The organism is Aeromonas sp. 82P, from assembly GCF_051919365.1.
GTDB classification, from domain to species: domain Bacteria; phylum Pseudomonadota; class Gammaproteobacteria; order Enterobacterales; family Aeromonadaceae; genus Aeromonas; species Aeromonas veronii.
The window spans coordinates 1,827,691-1,850,961 of sequence record NZ_JBQBEV010000001.1; the positions used below are offsets into that span (position 1 = coordinate 1,827,691).

Here is a 23,271-nt window from a genome sequence, read left to right on the forward strand (position 1 = left end):
CCCTATCTTTATCCGCCGTTTACCGCTTTTCCTCTCCCGTCACCCCTTTCACTGATCCCGTCGCACTCGCACTTGTTGTTCCTACCCATTGCCTCTAAAACGCAGGCGCACAGCGGATCTGCATCGGCTCACCGCTCACCGGATGAGCAAAATCCAGCTCGCTGGCATGCAGCATCAGCCGCGGCGCCTGTTCGCAGCCGGGGGGAAGCAGGCCACCATAGAGATCGCAACCTAGGATGGGGTGGCCCAGCAACTGACTGTGGATGCGCAGCTGATGGGTGCGGCCGGTCTCCGGCACCAGTCGTACCCGGGTCAAAGGCACGTTCTGCCCCTGTATCTGCTGCGCCAGCCGCTCAATCACCTGATAGCGGGAGCGGGCGGGCTTGCCGCTGGCGGCGCAGATCTTCATCAGCGGAAAGATCGCTGGATCCTTGGCGATAGGAGCGTCGATAACTCCTTCGTCGTCAATCAGATGACCGCACAGCAGGGCGCTGTAGGCCTTGCTCACCGCCCGCTGACTGAACTGCTGGCAGAGCAGGGCATTGATGGCCTTGTTTCTGGCCACCACCATGATGCCTGAGGTGCCAAAATCGAGGCGATGCACCAGGGTGCAGCCGGGGAAATCCTGCACCAAGCGATAGTGAACCGAGTCGAGGTTTTGCGGATTCTTGCCCGACAGACTCAGCAGGCCGCTCGGCTTGTTGATGAGCAACAGATGCTCATCTTCGAACAGGATCTCGATGGCGGCATTGCAGGGCGGGGCAATAAAGGTGTCGACGATAACGGACATAGGTGGCACAGGCTGGAAACGGGGGGCGATCATACCCGAACCGGCGCGGCCGGGCGAATGGGGGGTGCGCAGCCTCGGAAAATGAACGGCATGACGCCATGCAAACTTTTGATAGTGAGCCGTGTTGAGCTAGGTGGCGTGCCGTGCAAACCGCCCAGGTCAGCAATAAGGCCCCATTTTGTGACCCCTTCCCGAGTTCATCCGAAGCTTGCTTGTTAAGGTATGGCTCCCTGTTATGTTGTAAGGACCCTTTCCATGGCACTGCCCGTTATTCTCGATTGTGATCCCGGCCACGACGACGCCATTGCCCTCATTCTGGCGCTGGCCAGCCCTGAACTGAACGTGCTGGCGGTCACCACCAGTGCGGGCAACCAGACGCCGGACAAGACCCTCAACAATGCCCTGCGCATCCTCACCCTGCTGGGGCGGGACGATATTCCGGTGGCGGCCGGGGCGCCGAAACCACTGGCCCGCGAGCTGATCATCGCCGACAACGTCCATGGCGAATCTGGGCTCGATGGCCCCAAACTGCCAGATCCTGCCTTTGCGCCGCAGACCATGACTGGGCTTGAATTGATGGCCAAGTGCCTGCGCGAGAGCCCGCAGCCCGTGACTCTGGTGCCGACCGGCCCGCTCACCAATATCGCCCTGCTGCTGGCGGCTCATCCCGATCTCAAATCCAAGATTGCCCGCATCGTGCTGATGGGGGGCGCCGCAGGGGCCGGCAACTGGACCCCGGCCGCGGAATTCAATATTTATGTGGACCCGGAAGCGGCCGATATGGTCTTCAAGTCGGGCATCCCAATTACCATGTGTGGCCTCGATGTGACCCATGAGGCGCAGGTGATGGATGCGGATATCGAGCGGGTGCGCGCCATCACCAACCCGGTAGCCCAGTGTGTGGCCGGTCTGCTCGACTTTTTCATGATCTACCATCGGGATCCCAAGTGGGGATTTACTGGTGCACCGCTCCACGACCCCTGTACCATTGCCTGGTTGCTGGCTCCCGAGCTGTTCCACGGAGTCGAGTGCCGGGTCGATATCGAGACCAGCGGGGAGCATACCGTGGGGATGACGGTGGTGGATCGTTATGGTCTGACCGGCAAGCCAGCCAATGCGCTGGTATTGTTGGGGCTGGATCGTCCGGGCTTTATCGATCTGCTGGTGACGCGGCTGCGGGCGTTTGACTGAGCGCCGGTTCATTTTTGCAAGAAGGGGCGGGGAATGTGGAAGAGAGGCTTGGTGCTGCTGGCCGGGTTGCAACTGATGGGCTGTGCGACGCCATTCGAGCGGATGTGGCAGGGGCTGGCGACCTGTGAATTTACCGATCTCTATGTGGATGAGACGGGCAGGCCCGCCAATCTGCAACTGGCCAACTACACCCCCTACAAGGTGAGCGACGGCTTTGCCTGGTACAAGGTGCACGAGGAGCTGCACGGCCTGCCGGTGGTCGGTTTTATCGTGCCCGCCTCCAGCTTCGAAGTGCACGCCCTGTTTGTTGATACCCCCATCGCCAATGCTCGCCGCTTGACCCACAACGCCTACGGCAGCGAGTTTGGCGACGAGCAGAAGCATGACGAGGGCTCAGCCCCTCTGCTTTTGCGCGATCCCAACAACCCCAAGCGCTCCATCATCGACTGCACCCGCGGTGAGTCTGACGGGGAGCTTGAGGATTCGGCCATGCCCGAGTAGGGCGACCTGTTACGCCATCGGCCTGAAAATAGAGGGGCCAGCCTTGCCGGCTGGCCCCTCTATTTTGTTCCCCTTCGCCCGCCTAAGGGGCTGGCACGGCACGCGTTGGCATTCCTTCTCGAGGTGTTTGTTATGTTCAACTCACAGTAACTTCATAATAACGTTCAACATTAACAGAAACTTTACCCCACTTAGACGATTTAACTCTTAGCTGATGCCTATCAAAAGCAGTTTGATCTTTAAACTCTTCATATACATCGAACCGATACTGGTTTTCTTCGTTTTGCGTGACTTCAAAAATCAGACAACCATCTTCTAATCTCGTCAAACGAATATGATTGTCTAGCTCATTGATAACAGCAGTTAACTCAGCTTGTGGCACAACAATGAAGCCTTTTAGAATCACCTTGCTCAACTTTCATCCTTTTAAATTTTTGCAGATGTAGCTGATTTGTTTATGTGAAGCGCATAACACTCGGATCAGGGATAGCTCAGCGTCTTCTTGATAAGCGGCAGTTGAGCCTTGATCCATGCCGGATTGATGGGCCCCCAGTCGCTGATGCGGTAGTGTCCCTGCAGGTGGCGAGCCCCCTCGGTCTGTTCGAAGGCGCAGCTGATATCGAGTTCGGCCAGCGCCGTCAGGGTATCCTGCGCGGTGCGACGCGGCATGCCGGTCGCCTCCATGATGGCGGGCACCGTATCCGTGCCCTGGCTGATCAGCCAGGCCACGTAGAGGCGGCGGTAGAAGCTGGTGCGGGTCTTGCTCGGCTCACTCATAGCTCGTCCTCGAGACGATCGAAGTAGCGCCAGGTTGCGATGGCGGCTTTGCCCATCACCAGTGCCCAGAGGCCGAACCAGAACCAGCGGAAGAAGCTCCAGGTGGAGGCGTCAGGCTCGGTGCTCTCAATCTTGGTGACGTTGGGGAACATGGAGAACATGTTGATGCGCCAGCCGTAGGAGGTGATGATGGCGAGTCGTTTTTCGAACTCCATCGACTTGGCCTTGGCCTGTACGTCGGCGGCGTTGAACTTGAAGTAGAAGGGCCAGCCCCACTCGGTATCCTCGTTGCGGAACACCCGGATCTTCTCGCCGGGACGCTCGGTGTAGATGTAGTAGACATCGGTAGTGGGGCCGTCAGCCGGGTTCTTCTGGCTGATGGGGCCATCCTTGTCGGTGCGCTTCACCTCGACCCCGGTGATGGTGGCGATGGTGTGCTCCGGCAGGTAGTAGTCGAGCCAGGTGGCGGAAACGAGGGCAATGAGCCCCAGGGCGATAAAAGCGGGTTTCTTGAATCTCAGGCTCATGATGGTCTCACGTGAGGGGGAGTGACGTGCCTCTACCATACTCACATTTGCCCCCACAGCCCAGCCCCTTATGGCACCAACTGCCAAAAAATGGCGTTTAAAACAGAGACAAAGCCATTGCTCCATCAACAAGAAAGGCCCTTGCGGGCCTTTTTGTCTGGTTCACTTTGTGCGCTTACAGCTGGAATTGGGCCAGCTGTTTGCGTTGCTGCTCGGCGAGCTGGGAGAGTTCGTTGCTGGCACTGGCGCTCTGGCTGATGCCAGCGGAGCTCTGGCTCACGATCTCGTGAATATTGGTGATATTGCGGTTGATGTCGGCGGTGACGCAGGACTGCTCCTCGGCGGCGGTGGCCACCTGGGCGTTGGCGTCGTTGATCTGGCGTACGGCACCGGTAATGCCGCTTAGCAGATCCTGCACCTGAGCGGACAAGCGCTGGTTATGGCTGAGGATCTCCAGAGTTTCCTGCACGCCGTTGTTGGCGGATTGGGACTGGCTCTGCAGCCGCTCGATGATGGCCTGGATCTCCTTGGTGGAGTCCTGGGTACGGGCCGCCAGCATTCTCACTTCGTCGGCCACCACCGCAAAACCACGACCCGTTTCACCGGCACGGGCCGCTTCGATGGCGGCATTGAGCGCCAGCAGGTTGGTCTGCTCGGAGATCCCCTGGATCACTTCAATTACCTTGCCGATCTGCTCGGACTGGGATTTGAGCTGAGCCACGATGGCTGCGGCATCTTCCAGACTGCCTGCCATCCGGCTGTTGGCGGCGATGCTTTCGGTAAAGAGGGCGAGCCCCTGTTCGACCCGGCCATTGGCATCCCGCGCCAGCTCATCGGCGATGGCGGCGTTGTGGTTGACGTTGTCTGCTGTGCTGGAGAGTTCGGTCACGGCGGAGGCGACCTGTTCGATCTCGCTGTGCTGCTGCTTTGCATTGGCCTCTGACTGGGTCATCACGGCGGCCAGCTCGGTGGCGGCGGAGGCGACGCTGTTGCTGATCCCGGTCAGGTTCTCGATGGTGCTACCAAGTTGCCCCAGAGTGAGGTTGATATCTTTGGCCAGACGGGTCAGCTCGTTGTTGCCCTCCGCTTTGGCGCGCACGTTGAAGCGCCCTTGCGCCACGGCGTGCATCACTTCTTGCAACTGGCCGATGGGGCTGACGATGCGCCCGGATAGGACCCAGCCACAGATCAGCGCCGCCAGCAGGGTACCGGCGGTGAGCAGCAGGGTACGCAGCAGGGTGGCGTCGTAGTGGGCCTGCTCTTCGGCCAGCTCTTGCTGGATCAGCTGGTTGATGTGGGCGGACATGCTGTCGATCTGTTTGATCAGCTGTTCACCCAGCTCGCGGAAATGGAGGCGAGCCGCCTCGTAGGCGACCGGATCGCCGCCACCCTGATGTTTTTGCGCCAGCAGCGGCAGCATGTTGCTGCGGGTATGGCTGAGGTAGGCCTGCAGGGCGGCAGCGACCTGACGGTTATCCTGCTCGGCACCGGGGAGCACCAGACGGCCGAGGATGGCGTTGATCTCCTGCTCGGCGCTGTTGAGGTTTGCGGGCAGTGCGGCAAACAGCTTGGCATCGTAGAGGCCATAGATGGCGCTGGTGCGTAGCCGGTAGGTGGCGTGGATCAGTTTGGCAATATCGTCCTTGTGCTGGACCACGGTCTGGGTCGTCTCATCTATGTCATTGATGGCTTCATCCAGACCCTGTTTGCTGATGGCGATCATCACCATCATCAGCAGGCTGGCCAGCAGCAAAGGTATCAAGACCTGAACGCGTATTGATAGATTATTCAATGACATAAGTGGCTCTAATCCGGAATTGGAGGAGCCGACATATTACACATGCACGTCAGGAGCTGTCACAGGCTTTTATTGCTGAAATGTGCTGAATAAAAGGTTTTTTCTTGTGGGAAAGGAGCCATTTAGGCATGATTGAGCGCTTTATCCCCTGAATATGTGGTACAACTGGCTGGATTGTGTCAATCCTATCCCGTTTTCGTGATTTCCCGCTCTCGTCATATGGAGGTGTGTTGTGTCCAGCTGGATCGATCCGGCCATTCTGGCTCTGTTTATCCCGACCTTTTTCTTTGTCTCGGTGACCCCCGGCATGTGCATGACCCTGTCGATGACGCTGGGGATGAGCCTGGGGGTGCGCCGAACCCTGCACATGATGTGGGGGGAGCTGATCGGGGTCGGGCTGGTCTCGGTGCTGTCGGTGATCGGGGTGGCAGCCATCATGCTCAACTATCCGGGGATCTTCGCCGCCTTCAAATATGTGGGGGGCGCCTATCTGGTGTGGCTTGGCATCCAGATGTGGCAGGCTAAAGGGAAGATGGCCATTCCGGCGGATCTCTCGGCCGGTCAACAGACCAGCGCCATGGGGTTGGCGCTGCAGGGCTTTGTCACCGCCATCGCCAACCCCAAAGGGTGGGCCTTCATGATCTCCCTGCTGCCCCCCTTTATCTCTGCCGACAAGCCGATGGCGCCGCAGATCAGCGCGCTGGTGGCGCTGATCCTGGTCATCGAGTTCTCCTGCCTGCTGCTCTACGCCAGCGGCGGCCGCACCCTGCGCCACTTCCTTGCCAAGAGCGGCAACGTCACCCTGATGAACCGCATCGCCGGTACCCTGATGCTGGGGGTGGGAGTCTGGCTGGCGCTCGGGTAAGAGCTGTCAGTGACTCTCGCCACAAAAGAAAAATGCCACCGATCGGTGGCATTTTTTATGGGCGCCGGGTGGCTCAGTGAGGCTTGAAACGCTCGACCCAGGGGTTGGCGGTGAGGCCGTGCAGGATGACGCTCAATATGATGGTGCAGAGCACGGTGGCGATGATAGGGCGCTGGCCAATCAGGGCGGGCTCGTTTTGCAGCACCATCACCGCAAAGACGATACTGGCAAGGCCCCGCGGGCCGAACCAGCCGATAAAGAGCTTGAGCTCCGGCTTGAGGCCGGTGCCGATGAGGCTCAGCCAAACCGGCACCATCCGCAGCAGGGTGAGGCTGGCAATGGCATAGAGCCAGTATTGCCAGTGCAGCAGCTCCGGCAGAATGGGCATCAGGGTCGCGCCAAACACCATCCAGATCACCACGGAGAGCAGATCGCCGTACCCTTCACAGCTGTCCATATAGGCGTGCTTGTGCTCGCCGAGGCGGTGGCCGATAAAGAGGCCGCCGACAAAGGCGGCGATAAAGCCGCTCCCCCCGAGAGTCTGTGCCAGCGCAAAGCAGAGCAGGGCCAGCCCCGGCATGGTGAGCTGGCGCCAGAGCGGCAGTTGCCAGCCGTTGAGATAGGTGATTTTCAGTAGCCGGATGGTGAGGCTGGTCAGCACAAAGGCGACCAGCAGGCCAATGCCGATCTCCTCCAGCATCAGGGTGATAGCCAGAGTGGCGGTGCCTGCGTGCTGCTCGGTGGGGGCGATAAGGGCCAGCAGCAGAAGCAGCACCGGTACGCAGATGCCGTCGTTGAGGCCGCTCTCCTGATTGAGCCCTTCACGCACAGGTGCAGGCACCGCGGGGTTGCTTACCACCGCCTTGCCGAGCGCCGCATCGGTGGGCGCAAGAATGGTGGAGAGGATCGCCATCTCCAGCAGTGGCAGGTCGGGGAAGATCCAGTGGCCAAACAGGGCACCACAGAGCAGGGTGAGGGGCAGGCCGATCAGCAGCAGCCGGATGGGCAGCTGGCGGTTGGCCAGCAGCACCTGCCAGTTGGTGTTGGCGGCATCGTTGAACAGCACAATCACCAACGTCAGCTCGGCCAGCAGCTTGATGCCGGCGCTGTCGATAGAGAGGGAGAGCAGCTCCAGCCCTCCCGGCCCCAGCAGCCAGCCGCTCAGCAGAAAGAGCAGGGGGCCGTTGACCAGTTTTGACTCGAAGCGCCCCGCGATCAGGCTGTAGAGCAGCAAAAAGGCGGCGATCACCGCCAGATTCTGATAAAGCAGGTGTGCATCCATACAACCTCCTTCCAGCCACGCGGGCGGTTTAATCGGTCAGGCAGTCCGGGTCGAACACATACTCGCCGTCCAGCCAGCGCACGATTTCATCGACGCAAGCCTGATCGCGAAACGGCAGGTAGCGCGCCTTGAGGGCGGCAATCTGCTCGGGAGTGAGTCGGGCCAGTCCCAGATCCTGAAACAGCGGCAGGTCGGCCTCAATCATCGCCGAGATCTGCGGGCCGCAGGTGGCGTTGAGGGAGGCGTGCAGCGCCTTGTCGGGATCATACTGCTTGCCGAGCTTGTAGCTCATCGGCAGGGTGGCGAGCGGCAGGGCGGAGAGCGCCGCCTGCTTCATCGGGTTGACCGCATGGCCGGAGAGCAGATCCGCCAGCTCGGCGGGGCGGTTCTCGAAGGCACGCAGATAGAGATAGCTGCTTGCCTTGCTGCCATCGTTGACCGGGTAGTTGTCCCACAGGAAGGGCTTGCGGCCGAGCAGTTCGGTCACCTGCTTGAGGTGGCTCGCTGGATACTCGGTCGAGCAGACCTTGGGGCCAGTCCAGAAGATCTCGAAGCGGCGGTCGAGCTGCTCGCCAAGCTCCTCCAGATAGCGGGGAGGCATGGCGCCAAACACCTTCTCCAGTACCGGATCGGTCGAGTAGTAGCTGGGGCAGAAGATGAGGCGGGTCGCCTTGCTGTGGGCCGCTATGTCGTGGGCGATGGTGAGCTGGTGACGGGCCAGGTCCGGGGTATCCCCCTTCATATCGTCAAACAGCACCGCCAGAATATCGGGCTGGAGCATCTCGTCGATGAGGCGCACTTTCTCGAGCAGTGCCGGGCGCTGCCGCTCATAGTCGTGATGCGCCCCCATGGGGCTCAAGCCCACCCCGAAGGCGAGCCCGTTGGCGCGGCACTGGCGCGCCAGTTCGGCGAGATCCGCCAACTGCTGCTCGGGCCAGGGGAGGGCCCAATGCTTGCGCAGATAGCCATCCTCTTTCGGGGCGTAGATATAGAAGCCGTAACCGTGGCGCGGCAGCCACTGGGCATAACGGGCGCGGGCCTGCCAGCTCCATCCCTTGCCAAAAAAGCCTTCAATCACCCCCAGATTGGCAGCGGGGGGCAGGGGGCCGGACAGCAAACTTTGATATGGCATAACTCTCTCCCTTCTTGCTGGGGACTTGATACGGGACGGTCGGTCAGACCGGGTCCTCTTCCTGAAAGCGCACCCCGATCTTGCTCGGCACGCTCTCGTCCATTTCGGCCACGGTCCAGATCAGGCCCTGCCATTCGATGTTGTCACCGACTACCAGATTATCGCCCAACTGGCTGGCAATAAAATCGCCCAGTGTCTGATCCGCCACCTCGCTCACATCCAGCCCGTAGAGAGGGGCGAGATCCACCAGCCGCGCGGCTGCTTCCAGCAGGAAGTCACCGAAGAAGCGGGGGCCGAGATCTTGCTCCGGCGCCTGACTGAACAGCTTACCGAGGGCGGGGAGGTCACGTTCGTGACCGATCACGCAGAGGATGTCATCGGCCTGCAGACAGGTACTGCCCGAGGGGTGGAGCAGCTCGCGGCCGCGAAAAAGGGCGCAGATCCGGGTGCCGGTGGGCATCTGCAGATCCCGCAGTGGCGAGCCGATGCACCACTTCTCCTCCCCCAGCTGGTAGACGAAGGTCTCCCACTGGCTGTCGAGATCGATCTCGAGCCCGGAGCGGTTGATGGGGGACGGCGGTGCCGGTACCTCCACCCGCGCCAGTTTTGAGGCCAGCGGCAGCGAGCTGCCCTGCAAAATCAGCGAGACCAGCACCACGAAGAAGGCGACATTGAAGTAGAGCTGGGCGTTGGGCAGCCCCGCCATCATGGGGAAGACCGCCAGAATGATGGGCACTGCGCCGCGCAGGCCGACCCAGGAGATAAACCAGCGCTCGCGGGGGGCGAAGTTCTTGAACGGCAGCAGCCCGATCCAGACCGACACCGGGCGGGCAAACAGGATCATCCACATCGCCAGCGCCAGCGCGGGCAGGGCGATGGGCAGCAGCTTGTGGGGGGAGGCGAGCAGCCCCAGCACCAGAAACATGCCGATTTGGCTGAGCCAGGTCAGACCGTCCAGCACCGACAATGTGGTGCTGCGGCTGCGCAGGGCGAGGTTACCGAGCAACAGACCGGTGAGGTAGATGGCGAGGATGCCGCTGCCACCGACCGCCGTGGTGAGGGCGAAGATCAGCAGACCGCCGCTGACGGTGAGCAGCGGATAGAGTCCCGGCGCCAGGCGGGCGGTGTTGATAAGGCGCCACAGCAGCCAGCCGCCGCCAAGGCCAATCCCGGCGCCAAGGCCAAACTGCTTGACCAGTTGCAGCAGCAGGAAGCCCCCATCCAGCCCTTGCTGGGCGGTGGCGAGCACCTCGATCAGGGTGACGGTGAGAAACACTGCCATGGGGTCGTTGCTGCCTGACTCTATCTCCAGAGTGGCGCTCACCCGCTCGTTGAGACTGCGTCCGCCAAGCAGGGAGAAGACCGCCGCCGCATCGGTGGAGCCGACGATGGCGCCGATCAGCATCCCCTGCATCAGGTTGAGGTCAAACAGCCAGGCGGCGGCAAGCCCCGTCAGGCCGGTGGTGATGGCCACCCCGACCGTCGCCAGCGACAGGGCAGGCCAGAGCGCCACCCGGAACGAGGAGACCCGGGTGCGCATGCCGCCGTCAAGCAGGATGATAGCGAGCGCCAGGTTGCCCACCAGATAGGCGATGGAGTAGTCAGCGAAGTGGATGCCTCCTGGGCCATCCTCACCGGCCAGCATACCGACGGCGAGGAAGATAACCAGAATGGGAATACCGAGGCGGGAAGAGAGGGCGCTCAACAGTACGCTGGCTCCCACCAACAGGGCAGCGACAAAAAAGAAACTGTTGATGGTAGCGGCATCCAAGGGCGAACTCCTTCCTGGTAATGTGCAAAGTAGGCACATTATATGCAGTTAGGCCCCCCTTGTGTGGCTTATTTGTGCATCAATTTGCACTTTCTTACATTTTTCATCCCTTTTTTCAGCATGGCCGCGCCATATTCTGACAGTGACGGGGTTAACGAAAGCGGAGTCAAAGGAGCGTCGATTTCAGGATGCGCAGGGAGGAGAGGGCGGGGAAAAGCGAAACGGCACAGCAGAGGGAGAGGGGAGCACAAGGGCGCTCCCCACGGGATGGGGGCGGGATTCAGTCGTCCTCGTCGTCCTTCACTTCGCGGATCTTGTCCTTGTAGTTGGGCAACTGCTTCTCCAGCCGTTTCATGTCTTTGATGGCATTGAGAAACAGCCCGAGCAGGAACAGCAGCGGCAACCCTATCCACAGCCAGAGATTCATGGGATTTTCCTTTCGTCAGGACAGGTGGTGACATAACGGGCCAAAATTTCATCAAGGTTGGCCAATATGGTCGACTTGCCTTCAATATCCGCCTGTTGCAGACAAAGCGCCAGTGCCGCGGGATCGAGCCGCTGCTCGTCGGACTCCAGCGAGAAGCTGATATGCCAGGGCTCGTAGGCGACGCCGCTGCCTGCACCAACTGGTTTGGCATAAGGGAGGAAGAAGCCGAAGTCGCTCATATGGTCGCTGAGCCACTCGCTGAGGTCCGCAAACCAGCCCCCGTCTTCATACTCCCAGGGCTCCAGCGTCAGTTTGGTATCGGCTGGCAGGCAGTCCGGGTCGTAGATATCGAGATCGGTCCCCCAGTGGTGACGACTGGTGCCGGGCAGGGCACTCCAGCGCAGGATGGCGTGCAGCCGCTCTATCTCGCCCAGTTGCAGGGCATCGATGGGCTGGCTGTTGGCATCGAGCAGCGGCCGTTCGCCGCGCCACTTGCCATTCCAGATGGCGAGCTGGCGCTCGAAGCTGCGCCAGCTGGAGGCCGCCTGCAGGTTGAACCCCTCATAGGCGGCCGCCACCTGCATGTCGTTGAAGGCCGCCGCGGTGGCGGCGGTCAGCCGATGAGGGCCGCGCCCCACCAGAATAAGGTGGCTCTCGTCGAGCCCCAGCAGTTGTTCCTGCGTCATGCCAGCAATCTCTCGAGCACCCCTTGGTACATGTCGGCCAGCAGATCCAGATCGTCCGCCTTCACGCACTCGTTCACCTTGTGAATAGTGGCGTTGACGGGGCCAAGCTCAATCACCTCGGCGCCGGTGGGGGCGATAAAGCGCCCGTCGGAGGTGCCGCCGGTGGTGAGCAGGGCCGGTCGCTGACCATTAACCTGTTCGATGGCCGCCACGGCCGCATCGAGCAGCGCGCCAGTATCGGTGAGAAAGGGCTGGCCGGAGAGGGTCCAGTTCAGCTGATAATCGAGGCCATGTTTATCCAGCAGCGCTTCGACCCGCTCGCGGATATCCATGTCGGTCAGTTCGGTACTGAAGCGGAAGTTGAACTGGACCTGCAGCTCGCCCGGAATGACGTTGGAGGCGCCTGTGCCGGCCGAGATGTTGGCGATCTGGAAGCTGGTGGGGGGGAAGTAGGCGTTGCCCTCATCCCACACGGTGGCGGCGAGTTCCGCCAGCGCTGGCGCGGCTTTGTGAATGGGGTTGTCCGCCAGATGGGGGTAGGCGACATGGCCCTGCACTCCGCGCACCAGCAGATCGCCGGTGATGGAGCCGCGGCGGCCGTTCTTCACCACATCCCCTACCACTGCGGTAGAGGAGGGTTCACCGACGATGCACCAGCGGATCTTCTCGTTACGGGCCTCCAGGGTGTCGATCACCCGGGGGGTGCCATTGATAAAGGGCCCCTCCTCATCGGAGGTGATGAGAAAAGCGATGGACCCGGTGTGATCCGGATGCTCGGCCACGAAGCGCTCGACCGCCACCACCATGGAAGCCAGCGAGCCCTTCATGTCGGCGGCGCCGCGCCCGTAGAGCACACCATCCTTGATGGTCGGCTCGAACGGCGGGGTGTGCCATTTGTCCAGCGGCCCGGCGGGCACCACGTCGGTGTGACCGGCGAAGCAGAACAGCGGCCCCTCGCTGCCACGACGGGCCCAGAGGTTGGTGGTGTCTTCAAACACCATGGATTCGATAACGAATCCGATCCTGGCGAGGCGCTCCGCCATCAGGGTCTGACACCCTTCATCGAGGGGGGTAACGGAGGGGCGGCGGATCAGATCCTTGGCCAGTGCGATGACATCCGACATCAGTTGTCCTTAGTTGTCCTTAACGGGAAAAGAGGGATTGGTAGTGATCAGCCTTGAAACCCAGAGTCAGTTCGCCGTCACGGTCGAGCAGCGGGCGCTTGATCATGGCCGGATGTTCCAGCAGCAGGGCGCGTGCCTTGGCGGTGTCGAGCCCCTGTTTGGCCTCATCCGGCAGGGTGCGGAAGGTGGTGCCGCGGCTGTTGAGCAGGGCTTCCCAGCCGAGTTTTGCCAGCCAGCTGTCCAGCTCGTCCGGATTCAGGCCGTCGGCGCGGTGGTCGTGAAAGCGGTAGTCGATACCGGCCTCATCCAGCCACTTGCGGGCTTTCTTGATGGTGTCGCAGTTCTTGATGCCATAGAGGGTGATGGCCATGGGGAGTCCTTCTCTTGTGGGCGCTGGCCGTGGCCGTGCCCGAAAATCCGAATCAACGCAGTGCAAGGGCCCGATTCTGGCATTGTGGCAATCCCATGGCAACGCCGATGGTCCGGCTCGCGGGTTTTACCGGGACTGGTCACACCTGAACGGCGATTTTGAGATCAAGATCAGAAGCAGTGCGGTGGGTATGCCCGATGAGATGGTGATTGCGGAGAAAAGCCGCTATTGCAGGAGAAAAAGAGAAAGGGCAAACGCCAGATAGCCAAAACGCGCCAGCGGGCGCGTTTTGGTCGGCATCATCAAGCACCTCAATCAGTGCAGGGTGGTCCATTCATGATCAAAGACCCGGGCCCGTTCCCAGGGTGCATCAGGCAGGCTGGAAGAGAGGCCAGTGTATTTGCCCACGTCGTCCACCACGATGGCGGAGAGGATCGGCAGGTTGTTTTCGGTGCAGTACATGCGGATGCGTTGCAGCAGGGTGCGCAGTTCATCCTGGCACTGCTCCAGCCCGGCCTGCTTGGCCAGTTTGGAGTAACGAATGGTAGTGCGTTCCTTTGCAGACTCGACGAGGATGTCCCACAGCTTGTAGTCGCAGGTCGAAGCACCTGCGGTGGCTTGGCTTGTCATAACTCTCTCCGGCGCGAAATGGTCGCTATATGTCGAAGCGCATCTTCGCCAGTTCGGCGCCGTCATATGTTGATCCAACGCAAAAAAGAGGGGAGTCGCGTCACACAATTCCCGGATATGGGGTGATAAAGGTTTTCTGGCAGTTGAAATAACGAAAAATTGTTACATGGCCGACATATTATGCTAATGAATCACGGTGACGGCACCTTTATTGATAGGGATCAAAGGCAAACAGTGGTCAGATCACTAGATTTCGCTCTTCGATAAATTTATCAGGAGTGAATATTGGAACTTTTATTCGTCTTGCTCGTTCTGGTCGCCGTGGTCTACGGCATTATCAAGGATTACAACCCGCAGGCGGTGCTGGCGCTGGCGGGCATGGCCATTTTTGCAGTGGCCTACTGGCTGGGGCTGCACCCCATTCTCCCCGCTGACAAGAGCACCGGCTTCGCCCTGTTCGACCTGTTCGAAGTGTTCAAGGGGATCTTCTCCTACCGCGCGGCGGGCCTCGGTCTCACCATCATGGCGGTGGCGGGGTTTGCCACCTACATGTCCCATATCGGGGCCTCCCAGGCGCTGGTGCGGGTGGCGGTCAAACCGGTGGCGGGCATCCAGTCCAGCTACCTGATGCTCTCCATCTGTTATCTGGTGGCGGTATTCGTCTCCCTGTTCGTTACCTCCGCTACCGGCCTTGGCCTGCTGTTGATGGTCACCATGTATCCGGTGATGCGCAACCTCGGCATCAGCCCGGCCTCCGCCTGTGGCGTCATCGCCACCTCCCAGGCGTTTGAAATTGGCCCGACCCAGACCAACGCCATCTTCTCCGCCGGTCAATCCGGCATGGATCCGACCAGCTATTTCGTTGACTACCAGATCTGGCTGGTGGCCCCCATGCTGCTGGTGACCATGGTGCTGCACTTCTTCTGGCAGCGTCACTGCGATCGCAAGGATGGCTGGGATCCGGCGCTCCATCGCGGCGATCACGCCGAGCTGGACGAGCAGGGCACCGAGAGCGTGCAGGCGCCCACCTGGTATGCGCTGCTGCCGATCATCCCCTTCGTGCTGATGATGACCTTCTCCAAGCTGCTGGTGAGCGACATCAAGATGAGCGTGGAGGTGGCCATGCTGCTGTCGGTCTTTATCGGCATGCTGTGCGAGCTGCTGCGTAGCCGCTCGGTGCGTACCGCGTTTGCCGGGCTGTCGAGCTTCCTCGACGGCATGGGCAAGGTGTTTGGCCCCGTGGTGGCGCTCATCGTCTGTGCCGAGCTGTTTGCCGAATCCCTCAAGGCCATCGGCGCCATCGATACCCTGCTGCACTCTGCCAGCAATGCCGGTATCGGCAGCGGTCTGATGACCCTGGTGATGGTGGCGCTGATCATGGTGGCGGCGGTCATCATGGGCTCCGGCAACGCGGCGTTCCTCAGCTTCTCGACCCTGGCACCGGCGGTGGCGGCCAAGTTTGGCGTACCTGCGGTGACCATGCTGCTGCCGATGCAGCTCGCTTCCAGTATCGGCCGCACTGTCTCTCCCATCGCGGCTGTGCTGATCGCCTGTGCGGGGATTGCCAAGGTATCGCCCTTTACCGTGGTCAAACGCACCAGCGTGCCGATGGCGGGGGCGCTGGTGACGGCGTTGACCCTCAACTATCTGCTGTTTATGTAGTGATGTGGGTTATGTAGTGGTGTTTGGAATTTACCAGTCGGGCGGGTGGCATGGCTGCCCGCCTTTTTCTCACTGTGTCGCATTGTTGCAATAGACGATCGGCCATCAATGCTGATTGTTGCATGGAGAAGATAATGACAGTTGTAAAGAGCCCGTTTTCCCTTGATAGCTATCTGGCCGATCTGGCTCCGCTCATCAACCTCGATTGCGGTACTCGCACCCCGGCCGGGGTAGCGAAAGTGGCCGACATCATGACCGAGAAATATGAGGCCATCGGCTGGCAGGTGACCCGCCACCAGTTCGCTGCCGAGTGCGGCCCCTGCCTCGAGATCACCAATGCGCCGGGTGCCGATCACTACGACGTGATGCTGTGCGGCCACATGGATACCGTCTTCCCCGAGGGGACGGCGGCCAAGCGCCCGCTGAAAATCGAAGGCAATCAAGCCTTTGGCCCCGGTGTGTCGGACATGAAGAGCGGCCTGCTCTCTATCTGGTATGCCCTCAAAGAGATGGATCCGGCATTGCTTGCCAAGCTCAAGGTGCTGGTCTGCTACAACTGCGACGAAGAGATTGGCTCCCCCTGGTCGAAAGATTGGCTGGTGGAGAAGGCCAAACAGAGCGGCTGCGTGCTGGTGGCCGAGGCAGCCCGTCCCAACGGCGATCTCATCAGCGCCCGCAAAGGCAATGCCAAGTACCGCATCACCTTCCACGGCAAGGCGTCCCACGCAGGTTCGGCCCTCACCGAAGGGGTCTCTGCCATCACCGAGCTGGCGCACTGGGTATTGGCCATCAACGAGCAGGTCAACATGACCACGGGCACCACCATGAACGTCGGCGTGGTACAGGGCGGCACCGGTGTCAACGTGGTGCCGGACTTTGCCGAGGCGATCGTGGATTTGCGCTTCTGGAGCAACGAAGAGGCCACTGCGGTACACGATCGGCTCACCTTTATGGCCAACAACCCCTTCCTTGCGGGCTGCCGGGTCGAGGTGGATCGCCAGAGCTTCAAGCCGGCGATGCGCCCGAGTGGTGACACCGAGGCCGTGATGGCGCTGGTGGAGGCGGCAGCCAAAGAGGAGGGGATCCCCTTCAACTGGCTGGAGGCCGGTGGCGGCTCGGATGCCAACTTCACCGCCGCCGCAGGTGTGCCGTCGCTGGATGGCTTCGGCCCCATGGGGGGCGGTTTCCACTCGGAGGCGGAGTTCCTGCTGCTCGACAGCATCGAGCCGCGCATCCGCCTGCTGCAGCGGGTGCTGGGCAAGCTGGCGAAATAAGCCGGTTTATCCCTTGTTCGGGTCGTTATTGGCCTGCTCAAAACTGGTCCGCTCAAATCCAAACGGGAGGCTGTTGCCTCCCGTTTTTTTATCTCGATTTTCGCGCGCTGAGTGAGCGGGCCAGATGGCCTGAGGCCGTTACCCCTGTGGCTCGGCCAGATAGGCCAGATGATCCTGGCGCGCCACCTGCCAGCCATCGAGGCGCAGCGGGGCCGCAAAGCCCGGGCCGTCAGTCACCATGGTGTGGTACTCCCCCTGCTCGCCGCAGGCATCGAAGTCCTCGCGCTCGGCCAGTTGTTGTAGCTCGCAGAGGGTGGCGGCATCGAGGGTGCGTCCAGTCCACTCGGGAGCCAGCACCCGGGTATCGACGCAGGAGAGGTGGGCGACGATGCCGCGGGCCAGCAGATCCGCCAGCAAGGCTTGACGAGATTGCAGCCAGAGCGGGGTGTGGACGGTGAGCCCCAGCGGCTGGCAGCGTTCGCGGATCCAGTTTGGTGCGCCCCCCACGCTGTCGATATCGCCGGTGACTACGCCATCGAGTTGCCACTCCTCCTTGAGCCGTGCCAGTGCCCGCTCATAACCGAGATCGAACGGCGCTTCTATGGTGACCAGCAGATGGGGCAGCCCGAGGGCTTCCGCCTGACGGCGCACCAGCGGCAAGGGGTGAGCGAGAAATCGGGGCTCTGGCGGGGCAAAGGTGGTCAGTGCCATCACCTGATGGCCCGCTTGACGGGCATGACAGAGGGCCAGCATGGCATCTTTGCCACCGCTCCAGAGCAGGATGACGCGAGACATGGATGAGATTCCAATGGTGAACGAGGGGGCATGCTACCCAGCGGCGGGGGCAGAGGTAAAGGCATAGTGTCCGGAAATGGCGGCGGGGAAATGGTTGGGGTCACAGAGCGGGAAAAAGCAGGCCCCCGAAGCGGGGGCCTGTATTGCAATAGCGTGGTAAACGCCGCTGCGATTAGAGCAGGATGCTGGTGAGGATAAAGCCCAGCGAGCAGGAGGTCACCACCCCGATCAGCCCCGGAATGATGAAGCTGTGGTTGATGATGAACTTGCCGATGCGGGTGGTGCCGGAGCGGTCGAAACCGATACAGGCCAGATCGCTCGGGTAGGTTGGCAGCACGAAGTAGCCGTAGCTGGCTGGCAGGAAGGCGATCAGCAGCTTCGGCTCGACACCCAGCGCCAGACCCATGGGGGCGATGGCGGTGAGGGCGGCTGCCTGGCTGTTCACCAGCTTGGAGATGAGGAACAGCACCAGGGCGTAGGTCCAGGGCTGGGCCTGTACCACATGGGCCAGAGTCTCTTTGAGCAGCGGCATGTGAGCCTGGAAGAAGGTCTCACTCATCCAGGCAACCCCGAATACGGAGAAGATGGCGACCATGCCTGCCTTGAAGACGGCACCGTTGGCGATCTCGCCCGGCTTGACCTTGCAGCGCATCAGGATGATGGCACCGGCGATCAGCATCATCATCTGGATCACCAGGTTCATGGAGAGCGGGCCGGTTTTGTCCTTGATGGTGAACACTGGACGCAGACCTTCGTTGGCACCGAGCAATACCACGGCAGCGATGGCGGCGAAGAAGATCCAGGTAGACCAGTAGGCCTCTTTCGGGAACTTGGTGTTGAGCAGGGTTTCACCACCGCCGTAGATGAAGGCGCGCTGCTCCGGGTCTTTTATCTTGGCCTGGAACTCTTCGTCCTTGTCCAGATCCTTGCCGCGACGCAGGCTCCACAGGGCCGCCACGATGACACCGGTCAGGGAGGAGGGGATGGCGATCATCAGGATGTCGAGCAGGCCGTAAGCCTGACCGATACCATGACCGGCCGCCAGAATGGAGACCATGGAGACCACGGCAACGGAGACCGGGGAGGCGCAGATGGCCATCTGGGAGGCAACGGAGGCGACAGCCATCGGACGCTCGGGACGGATGTTCTTCTGCAGCGCGATGTCAGCGATGATGGGGAACATGGTGTAGACCACGTGGCCGGTACCGCACAGGAAGGTGAGGGTCCAGGTGGTGAGCGGCGCCAGGATAGTGATGTATTGCGGGTGACGGCGCAGCAGGCGCTCGGCCACTTGCATCATCAGGTTGAGGCCACCGGCAGTCTGCAGGGTGGCGGCACAGCCGATCACCGCCAGAATGGTCAGCATCACCTGCACCGGCGGTTCGCCCGGCACCAGACCGAAGACGAAGGTCAGCAGGAAGAGACCGATACCACTGATGAGACCGAGTCCCATGCCCCCAAAGCGGGTACCCAGCAGCAAGCAGCCGAGTACCACTAAAAATTCCATCAAGATCATTCCGTTACCTCGTGTGATTCAACCCATATTGCCGCGGGTAGCCTGAACCATGAATTGTCATTGTCTGTTTTATTTAGCCCAAAAGGGTTAGTTGCTATTCTGCTCCCCTGAAAAAGTGAAAAAATTGAGTTACTTCAATAACTCGATGAATTTTTGATTAAACCACTTAAAAACCACGTACTAACAAAAACATCATTTCTGTCACCAAGTGGTATCACTCGGGGCCAAGCCATCGGGTGGTCATGGCGGTAGAACAGAGCGGCAACAGGGCTGCAGGGGAGGGGCATAAAAAGGGCTCGATTGCGGCAGAAGAGGGTGAAAAAGCCAGCGCTCAGGCTATTTTTGCCAGCAAGGGCTGACTTCGTCGGGTCTGCTCACTTGGCCGCGGGTGCTTGTTGCAGATGGCGGCGCTGATAATCCTCGCTCAGCTTGGCAATATCGAGTCTGGCAATGGCCTGTGCCAACTGTTGCTGCAACGCCTGCTGATCGGGACGAAACATGATGTGCAGGCTCTTGTGTTCGAGGATCTTCGGGTGAAATTGCAATCTGGCGCTGCTCAGCTTGCGATCATGGTTGATGAGCCAGTGAAAGACATCCCGGTCGATCACCGCCAGATCGAGCCGGTCGCGCTGCAATTTGCGCAGGTTGAGCAGGTCGGAATCGACGGCGGCAGTGTTGAGGCGCTTGTTGGCCATCAGGGCATCGAATTCACGGGTGTTGACGTACCCTTCCACCACGCCGATCCGATAGGGGGCGAGATCCGTGAGCTGCTGCCAGGGGATGGGGGGGCCTGAGCGCTGCGCCATACCCAGCACACTGTCGCCTACGCTGGCTGAGCTGCGCCACAGGGTCGGCAGGGTGTCGGAGAGGTACTCGGGAAAATAGCCGCTATAAGGCTGGGTCGGGTCGGCCGCCAGCCGCACTGCCCGCTGCCAGGGATAGAAGTCGAATGTCACTTCCAGTCCCGCCTCGGCAAAGGCGCGTTTGACAATATGACCGGTGAGGCCGCCATCGGGCAGGCTCTGGCTGGTGTAGGGGGGCCACTCCAGGGTAGTCAGACGAACGGGCTCGGCCCACAGTTGAACAGGCATGCAGGACAGTAGTAGCGAGAGCAGCAGGCGATATCCCATAGGCGACGAGTTCCTTGTGCCGGTTGATCCTGAGTATCATCCATAACGGTGACAATAAAAAAGCCGACCCACAGGTCGGCTTTTGCAATGCAGTGGCAAGATGCCGCTGATCAGAACTCGGCGGTACGCGGAGTACGCGGGAACGGGATCACGTCGCGGACGTTGCCCATGCCGGTCACGTATACCACCAGACGCTCGAAGCCCAGACCGAAGCCGGAGTGCGGCACGGTACCGAAGCGACGCAGGTCGCGGTACCACCAGTAATCTTCCTTGTTCAGGCCCATCTCGGCCAGACGGGCATCCAGCACGTCCAGACGCTCTTCACGCTGGGAACCACCGATAATCTCGCCGATGCCCGGTGCCAGTACGTCCATCGCGGCAACGGTCTTGCCGTCGTCGTTGAGGCGCATGTAGAAGGCTTTGATATCTTTCGGGTAGTTCTTCACCACCACCGGAGACTTGAAGTGCTCCTCGGCCAGATAGCGCTCGTGTTCGGAGGAGAGATCGATACCCCAGGAGACCGGGAATTCGAACTTCTTGCCGCAGTTTTTCAGCACTTCGATGGCGTCGGTGTAGTCGATCTGGGCGAAGTCGGAGGAGACGAAACGCTCCAGACGGCCGATGGCATCCTTGTCCACGTGCTGGGCGAAGAACTCCAGATCGTCGCGACGCTCGGTCAGTACGGCGTTGAAGACATACTTCAGCATGGCTTCGGCCAGTGCGGCGTTATCTTCCAGATCGTTGAAGGCCACTTCCGGCTCAACCATCCAGAACTCGGCCAGGTGGCGGCTGGTGTTGGAGTTTTCAGCGCGGAAGGTCGGGCCGAAGGTGTAGACCTTGGAGAGTGCGCAGGCATAGGTTTCGGCGTTCAGCTGGCCGGATACGGTCAGGAAAGCTTCTTTGCCGAAGAAATCTTCGTTGTAGTCCACCTTGCCGGCGTCGGTGCGCGGCAGGTTTTCCATGTCCAGAGTGGAGACGCGGAACATCTCGCCGGCACCTTCGGTGTCAGAGGCGGTGATGAGCGGGGTCGCAACCCAGAGGAAACCCTCTTCGTGGAAGAAGCGGTGGATGGCTTGCGCCAGGCAGTGACGAACGCGGGTCACGGCGCCAACGATGTTGGTGCGCGGGCGCAGGTGGGCCTGTTCACGCAGGTATTCGATGCTGTGGCGCTTGGCGGCCATCGGGTAGGTATCCGGATCTTCGACCCAGCCGACTACCTTCACCTCGGTCGCCTGCAGTTCGAAAGCCTGGCCGCTGCCCTGAGAGGCGGCAACCACGCCGGTCACTTCCACGGAGCAGGCAGTGGTCAGACGCAGCACTTCATTCTCGTAATTGGCCAGGGTATTGGGGACAACTGCCTGTACCGGATGGAAACAGGAGCCATCGGAAATGGCCAAAAATGAGATCCCCGCCTTGGAATCACGGCGAGTCCGGATCCACCCTTTGACAGTTTGGGTGGTGCCGACCGGATACTTACCGGCCAGCACATCTACTACGGATGCGTGCGTCATCGAAATATTGTCTCCAGCTTGTTCTTGCAGCGCTATTTGCAACACTAGGGAGTCTGGCCCGGGCACAGATGGCCCACCATGGCAGACTAAGCCGTCAATCTTACCCGCGCGGGTTTGATAAACAAGCAAAAATGTCGGACTCTGGTGGGGTTTTCGGCATGGTTCACTCAACAAGAGTGTCACGGGCGCAGGAGAGGTGGGTGAAAGATCGGCGGCATGGGCCAGATTGGCTGACACGGGTGTTGCAGGGGCTGGTGATGCTCTGCTGGGGCGGCTTTATCGTGCTGCTCTCCCTTTACCACTATGCCCGTCCCGAAATTGCCTACGGTTTTCTGGTCTATGGCGGGATCGAGGTGCGCGATTATTGGGACCCGGCCCTTACCCCCTGGCTGGTCTACGGGCTCTGGAGCTGTTGCGCCCTGACGCTGGCGGTGTTGCTGCTGGAGCGCAAGCGCAGCCGCCGTCAGGATGACTCCCGGCATGTCAATCTGGCCATCCTGCTATTGGTGCTGATCGCCAGCTTGCTCTTCTACTACGTCGGTTAAGCGTTCGTCTTAGCGGGGCTGATCCGGCTCCTGCCTGCTGGCCTTGGTGCGCTTGCCGAGCTGGCGCTCCACACTGTCGAGCATCTGGTTGTAGGCCACCGCCACCCGGCCAATCTCGTCACCGTCATCCCCCTCCAGCCGGTGGCCGAAGTCGTGCAGGTCAGTCGCCTCTTCCATGGAGCGGGTCAACTGGTTGAGAGGGCGCACGATCCAGGTGCGGATGACCCAGAGGGTCAGCAGCAGTCCCATCCCGAAGATGCCGGTGAGGATCAGCGCCGAGGTGAGAATGTTCTGCTCGACCCGGGTAAACAGCGAATCGAGGGAGTAGTCAAAGCGCACGGCCCCTAACACAGTGTTCTCCGGCACCAGATGACAGCTGGTGCAGTCGGTGCCGCGAAAATCCTTCTTGGCCAGCAGCGGTCGGGTGACCACCAGACGGCTGTGCATGCCGTTGTGCACCACCTCCAGACTCCCTTTGCCCGCCAGAGCCAGCTCATCAAACTCATCTTTTACCTGCTCTGTCTCCCGTCCCGGCCCGAACTGTTTGCTCACCGCATCGCCACGGACGATGCGGGCATCCTCCACATGGGCGTGGTCGAGAAACTTGCCGCGCAGGGTATCGCGGGCATCCATCTTGCCGGTCAGCATCAGCATGTTGAGGCCGTCGAAATAGGCTTCGGTCTGCTCGCGGCTCTGCTCCTTGATGAGGGTCAGGATGAGATCGCGCTCGCGCACCGCCTGATAGGCTGCGGAGAAGACCAGTACCATGGAGAAGATGAAGAGCAGGAAAAAGTTGATTTTGGCAGCAATGGAGAGGCGCATGAGCAGTCTTTCTTGATGGTAAAACCGCAGCAGTTTACCCCTCTTGGGGTCTCAGGTCTGGTGTTTTGCTCACATTACGGCAAGTGAAACTGCACTGAAGTGGATAAAGTTGCCCTCTTTATATATCAAATGCCGGTAGTCAAAC

At 60.6% G+C, this 23,271-nt stretch carries 24 protein-coding genes; 6 read left to right on the top strand and 18 right to left on the bottom strand.

Translation table 11 applies throughout. The annotated features are described in order from the left end of the window. Window positions 1–94: 94 nt before the first annotated feature. Window positions 95–823, bottom strand: coding sequence for an RluA family pseudouridine synthase (locus ACTG2S_RS08520; RefSeq protein WP_325793699.1), 729 nt, complete (start codon window positions 821–823; stop codon window positions 95–97). Window positions 824–1,045: 222 nt separating this feature from the next. Between ACTG2S_RS08520 and rihA the strand changes: the two genes are divergently transcribed. Together rihA and ACTG2S_RS08530 are read left to right on the top strand one after the other, a co-directional pair. Beyond that, window positions 1,046–1,981, top strand: a complete 936-nt coding sequence (gene rihA, locus ACTG2S_RS08525; protein ID WP_325793700.1) for a pyrimidine-specific ribonucleoside hydrolase RihA — start codon at window positions 1,046–1,048, stop codon at window positions 1,979–1,981. A 33-nt stretch (window positions 1,982–2,014) separates the two neighbouring features. Continuing rightward, window positions 2,015–2,482, top strand: coding sequence for a hypothetical protein (locus ACTG2S_RS08530; RefSeq protein WP_139472934.1), 468 nt, complete (start codon window positions 2,015–2,017; stop codon window positions 2,480–2,482). A 136-nt stretch (window positions 2,483–2,618) separates the two neighbouring features. Here the strand turns inward: ACTG2S_RS08530 and ACTG2S_RS08535 are convergent, their stop codons facing one another. The 4 genes from ACTG2S_RS08535 to ACTG2S_RS08550 all read right to left on the bottom strand — a co-directional run bounded on the left by ACTG2S_RS08535 (window position 2,619) and on the right by ACTG2S_RS08550 (window position 5,584). Beyond that, on the bottom strand, window positions 2,619–2,888 hold the full coding sequence (locus ACTG2S_RS08535) for a putative quinol monooxygenase (RefSeq protein ID WP_234879884.1): 270 nt from the start codon (window positions 2,886–2,888) through the stop codon (window positions 2,619–2,621). Window positions 2,889–2,962: 74 nt separating this feature from the next. Continuing rightward, window positions 2,963–3,259, bottom strand: a complete 297-nt coding sequence (locus tag ACTG2S_RS08540) for a winged helix-turn-helix domain-containing protein (RefSeq protein ID WP_319920185.1) — start codon at window positions 3,257–3,259, stop codon at window positions 2,963–2,965. After that, the gene (locus tag ACTG2S_RS08545; protein ID WP_041208367.1) at window positions 3,256–3,786 is read right to left on the bottom strand and encodes a DUF1523 family protein; all 531 of its coding nucleotides are present in this window, start codon (window positions 3,784–3,786) and stop codon (window positions 3,256–3,258) included. The genes ACTG2S_RS08540 and ACTG2S_RS08545 overlap by 4 nt, the downstream gene beginning before the upstream one ends. A 175-nt stretch (window positions 3,787–3,961) precedes the next feature. Then, window positions 3,962–5,584 (bottom strand): methyl-accepting chemotaxis protein, encoded by a 1,623-nt coding sequence (locus ACTG2S_RS08550; RefSeq protein WP_266134438.1) that lies wholly within the window; start codon window positions 5,582–5,584, stop codon window positions 3,962–3,964. Window positions 5,585–5,816: 232 nt separating this feature from the next. Between ACTG2S_RS08550 and ACTG2S_RS08555 the strand changes: the two genes are divergently transcribed. Next, complete coding sequence (locus ACTG2S_RS08555; RefSeq protein WP_005344345.1) at window positions 5,817–6,449, top strand: LysE family translocator; 633 nt, start codon at window positions 5,817–5,819, stop codon at window positions 6,447–6,449. Window positions 6,450–6,522: 73 nt separating this feature from the next. On the opposite strand, the gene ACTG2S_RS08560 is transcribed toward ACTG2S_RS08555, so the two are convergent. From ACTG2S_RS08560 to ACTG2S_RS08595, 8 genes are all read right to left on the bottom strand, one after another. After that, window positions 6,523–7,731, bottom strand: a complete 1,209-nt coding sequence (locus ACTG2S_RS08560; protein WP_325793702.1) for a cation:proton antiporter — start codon at window positions 7,729–7,731, stop codon at window positions 6,523–6,525. Window positions 7,732–7,759: 28 nt separating this feature from the next. After that, window positions 7,760–8,863, bottom strand: coding sequence for a beta-N-acetylglucosaminidase domain-containing protein (locus ACTG2S_RS08565; RefSeq protein WP_325793703.1), 1,104 nt, complete (start codon window positions 8,861–8,863; stop codon window positions 7,760–7,762). 43 nt (window positions 8,864–8,906) lie between these two features. Next, entirely contained in the window at window positions 8,907–10,634 is a 1,728-nt protein-coding gene (locus tag ACTG2S_RS08570; protein WP_216948301.1) for a potassium/proton antiporter, read from the bottom strand. A gap of 280 nt (window positions 10,635–10,914) precedes the next feature. Next, window positions 10,915–11,061 carry a hypothetical protein gene (locus ACTG2S_RS08575; protein ID WP_005337933.1) on the bottom strand — a complete coding sequence of 49 codons (147 nt, stop codon included), beginning with the start codon at window positions 11,059–11,061 and terminating at the stop codon, window positions 10,915–10,917. Beyond that, the gene (locus ACTG2S_RS08580; RefSeq protein WP_203116130.1) at window positions 11,058–11,747 is read right to left on the bottom strand and encodes a M15 family metallopeptidase; all 690 of its coding nucleotides are present in this window, start codon (window positions 11,745–11,747) and stop codon (window positions 11,058–11,060) included. Before ACTG2S_RS08580 ends, ACTG2S_RS08575 begins: the two co-directional genes overlap by 4 nt. After that, a complete protein-coding gene (gene dapE / locus ACTG2S_RS08585) occupies window positions 11,744–12,871 on the bottom strand; it encodes a succinyl-diaminopimelate desuccinylase (protein ID WP_219263511.1) in 1,128 nt (375 codons plus the stop codon). Before dapE ends, ACTG2S_RS08580 begins: the two co-directional genes overlap by 4 nt. Before the next feature lie 19 nt (window positions 12,872–12,890). Next, complete coding sequence (locus ACTG2S_RS08590; protein ID WP_201993411.1) at window positions 12,891–13,241, bottom strand: ArsC family reductase; 351 nt, start codon at window positions 13,239–13,241, stop codon at window positions 12,891–12,893. Window positions 13,242–13,556: 315 nt separating this feature from the next. Further along, a complete protein-coding gene (locus ACTG2S_RS08595; RefSeq protein ID WP_005337929.1) occupies window positions 13,557–13,871 on the bottom strand; it encodes a hypothetical protein in 315 nt (104 codons plus the stop codon). A 285-nt stretch (window positions 13,872–14,156) separates the two neighbouring features. Here ACTG2S_RS08595 and dcuC point away from each other — a divergent pair, with 285 nt between their 5' ends. Both dcuC and ACTG2S_RS08605 read left to right on the top strand, forming a co-directional pair. Then, complete coding sequence (gene dcuC, locus ACTG2S_RS08600; protein ID WP_005350454.1) at window positions 14,157–15,533, top strand: C4-dicarboxylate transporter DcuC; 1,377 nt, start codon at window positions 14,157–14,159, stop codon at window positions 15,531–15,533. Window positions 15,534–15,667: 134 nt separating this feature from the next. Continuing rightward, window positions 15,668–16,807: a M20 family metallopeptidase gene (locus ACTG2S_RS08605; RefSeq protein ID WP_325793705.1), complete on the top strand. Its 1,140-nt coding sequence runs from the start codon at window positions 15,668–15,670 to the stop codon at window positions 16,805–16,807. A 138-nt stretch (window positions 16,808–16,945) separates the two neighbouring features. Here the strand turns inward: ACTG2S_RS08605 and ACTG2S_RS08610 are convergent, their stop codons facing one another. From ACTG2S_RS08610 to asnS, 4 genes are all read right to left on the bottom strand, one after another. Beyond that, entirely contained in the window at window positions 16,946–17,602 is a 657-nt protein-coding gene (locus ACTG2S_RS08610; RefSeq protein WP_236366737.1) for an adenine nucleotide alpha hydrolase, read from the bottom strand. Between the two features lie 172 nt (window positions 17,603–17,774). Further along, the gene (locus tag ACTG2S_RS08615; protein WP_005337916.1) at window positions 17,775–19,118 is read right to left on the bottom strand and encodes an anaerobic C4-dicarboxylate transporter; all 1,344 of its coding nucleotides are present in this window, start codon (window positions 19,116–19,118) and stop codon (window positions 17,775–17,777) included. A 374-nt stretch (window positions 19,119–19,492) separates the two neighbouring features. After that, window positions 19,493–20,248 (bottom strand): substrate-binding periplasmic protein, encoded by a 756-nt coding sequence (locus tag ACTG2S_RS08620; RefSeq protein WP_270804037.1) that lies wholly within the window; start codon window positions 20,246–20,248, stop codon window positions 19,493–19,495. A gap of 110 nt (window positions 20,249–20,358) precedes the next feature. Continuing rightward, on the bottom strand, window positions 20,359–21,759 hold the full coding sequence (gene asnS, locus ACTG2S_RS08625; RefSeq protein ID WP_043818544.1) for an asparagine--tRNA ligase: 1,401 nt from the start codon (window positions 21,757–21,759) through the stop codon (window positions 20,359–20,361). 200 nt (window positions 21,760–21,959) lie between these two features. On the opposite strand from asnS, the gene ACTG2S_RS08630 reads away from it, so the two are divergent. After that, a complete protein-coding gene (locus ACTG2S_RS08630) occupies window positions 21,960–22,304 on the top strand; it encodes a hypothetical protein (RefSeq protein ID WP_005359354.1) in 345 nt (114 codons plus the stop codon). A gap of 9 nt (window positions 22,305–22,313) precedes the next feature. Here the strand turns inward: ACTG2S_RS08630 and ACTG2S_RS08635 are convergent, their stop codons facing one another. Beyond that, on the bottom strand, window positions 22,314–23,126 hold the full coding sequence (locus ACTG2S_RS08635) for a HAMP domain-containing protein (RefSeq protein WP_005350472.1): 813 nt from the start codon (window positions 23,124–23,126) through the stop codon (window positions 22,314–22,316). Between the last annotated feature and the right edge of the window lie 145 nt (window positions 23,127–23,271).

Bases quoted from the DNA above. Each gene is read 5' to 3' on its own strand.
- ACTG2S_RS08520 (WP_325793699.1), bottom strand. From the start codon at position 823: ATGATCGCCCCCCGTTTCCAGCCTGTGCCACCTATGTCCGTTATCGTC.
- rihA (WP_325793700.1), top strand. From the start codon at position 1,046: ATGGCACTGCCCGTTATTCTCGATTGTGATCCCGGCCACGACGACGCC.
- ACTG2S_RS08530 (WP_139472934.1), top strand. From the start codon at position 2,015: ATGTGGAAGAGAGGCTTGGTGCTGCTGGCCGGGTTGCAACTGATGGGC.
- ACTG2S_RS08540 (WP_319920185.1), bottom strand. From the start codon at position 3,259: ATGAGTGAGCCGAGCAAGACCCGCACCAGCTTCTACCGCCGCCTCTAC.
- ACTG2S_RS08545 (WP_041208367.1), bottom strand. From the start codon at position 3,786: ATGAGCCTGAGATTCAAGAAACCCGCTTTTATCGCCCTGGGGCTCATT.
- ACTG2S_RS08550 (WP_266134438.1), bottom strand. From the start codon at position 5,584: ATGTCATTGAATAATCTATCAATACGCGTTCAGGTCTTGATACCTTTG.
- ACTG2S_RS08560 (WP_325793702.1), bottom strand. From the start codon at position 7,731: ATGGATGCACACCTGCTTTATCAGAATCTGGCGGTGATCGCCGCCTTT.
- ACTG2S_RS08565 (WP_325793703.1), bottom strand. From the start codon at position 8,863: ATGCCATATCAAAGTTTGCTGTCCGGCCCCCTGCCCCCCGCTGCCAAT.
- ACTG2S_RS08575 (WP_005337933.1), bottom strand. From the start codon at position 11,061: ATGAATCTCTGGCTGTGGATAGGGTTGCCGCTGCTGTTCCTGCTCGGG.
- ACTG2S_RS08580 (WP_203116130.1), bottom strand. From the start codon at position 11,747: ATGACGCAGGAACAACTGCTGGGGCTCGACGAGAGCCACCTTATTCTG.
- dapE (WP_219263511.1), bottom strand. From the start codon at position 12,871: ATGTCGGATGTCATCGCACTGGCCAAGGATCTGATCCGCCGCCCCTCC.
- ACTG2S_RS08590 (WP_201993411.1), bottom strand. From the start codon at position 13,241: ATGGCCATCACCCTCTATGGCATCAAGAACTGCGACACCATCAAGAAA.
- ACTG2S_RS08595 (WP_005337929.1), bottom strand. From the start codon at position 13,871: ATGACAAGCCAAGCCACCGCAGGTGCTTCGACCTGCGACTACAAGCTG.
- ACTG2S_RS08605 (WP_325793705.1), top strand. From the start codon at position 15,668: ATGACAGTTGTAAAGAGCCCGTTTTCCCTTGATAGCTATCTGGCCGAT.
- ACTG2S_RS08610 (WP_236366737.1), bottom strand. From the start codon at position 17,602: ATGTCTCGCGTCATCCTGCTCTGGAGCGGTGGCAAAGATGCCATGCTG.
- ACTG2S_RS08615 (WP_005337916.1), bottom strand. From the start codon at position 19,118: ATGATCTTGATGGAATTTTTAGTGGTACTCGGCTGCTTGCTGCTGGGT.
- ACTG2S_RS08620 (WP_270804037.1), bottom strand. From the start codon at position 20,248: ATGGGATATCGCCTGCTGCTCTCGCTACTACTGTCCTGCATGCCTGTT.
- asnS (WP_043818544.1), bottom strand. From the start codon at position 21,759: ATGACGCACGCATCCGTAGTAGATGTGCTGGCCGGTAAGTATCCGGTC.
- ACTG2S_RS08635 (WP_005350472.1), bottom strand. From the start codon at position 23,126: ATGCGCCTCTCCATTGCTGCCAAAATCAACTTTTTCCTGCTCTTCATC.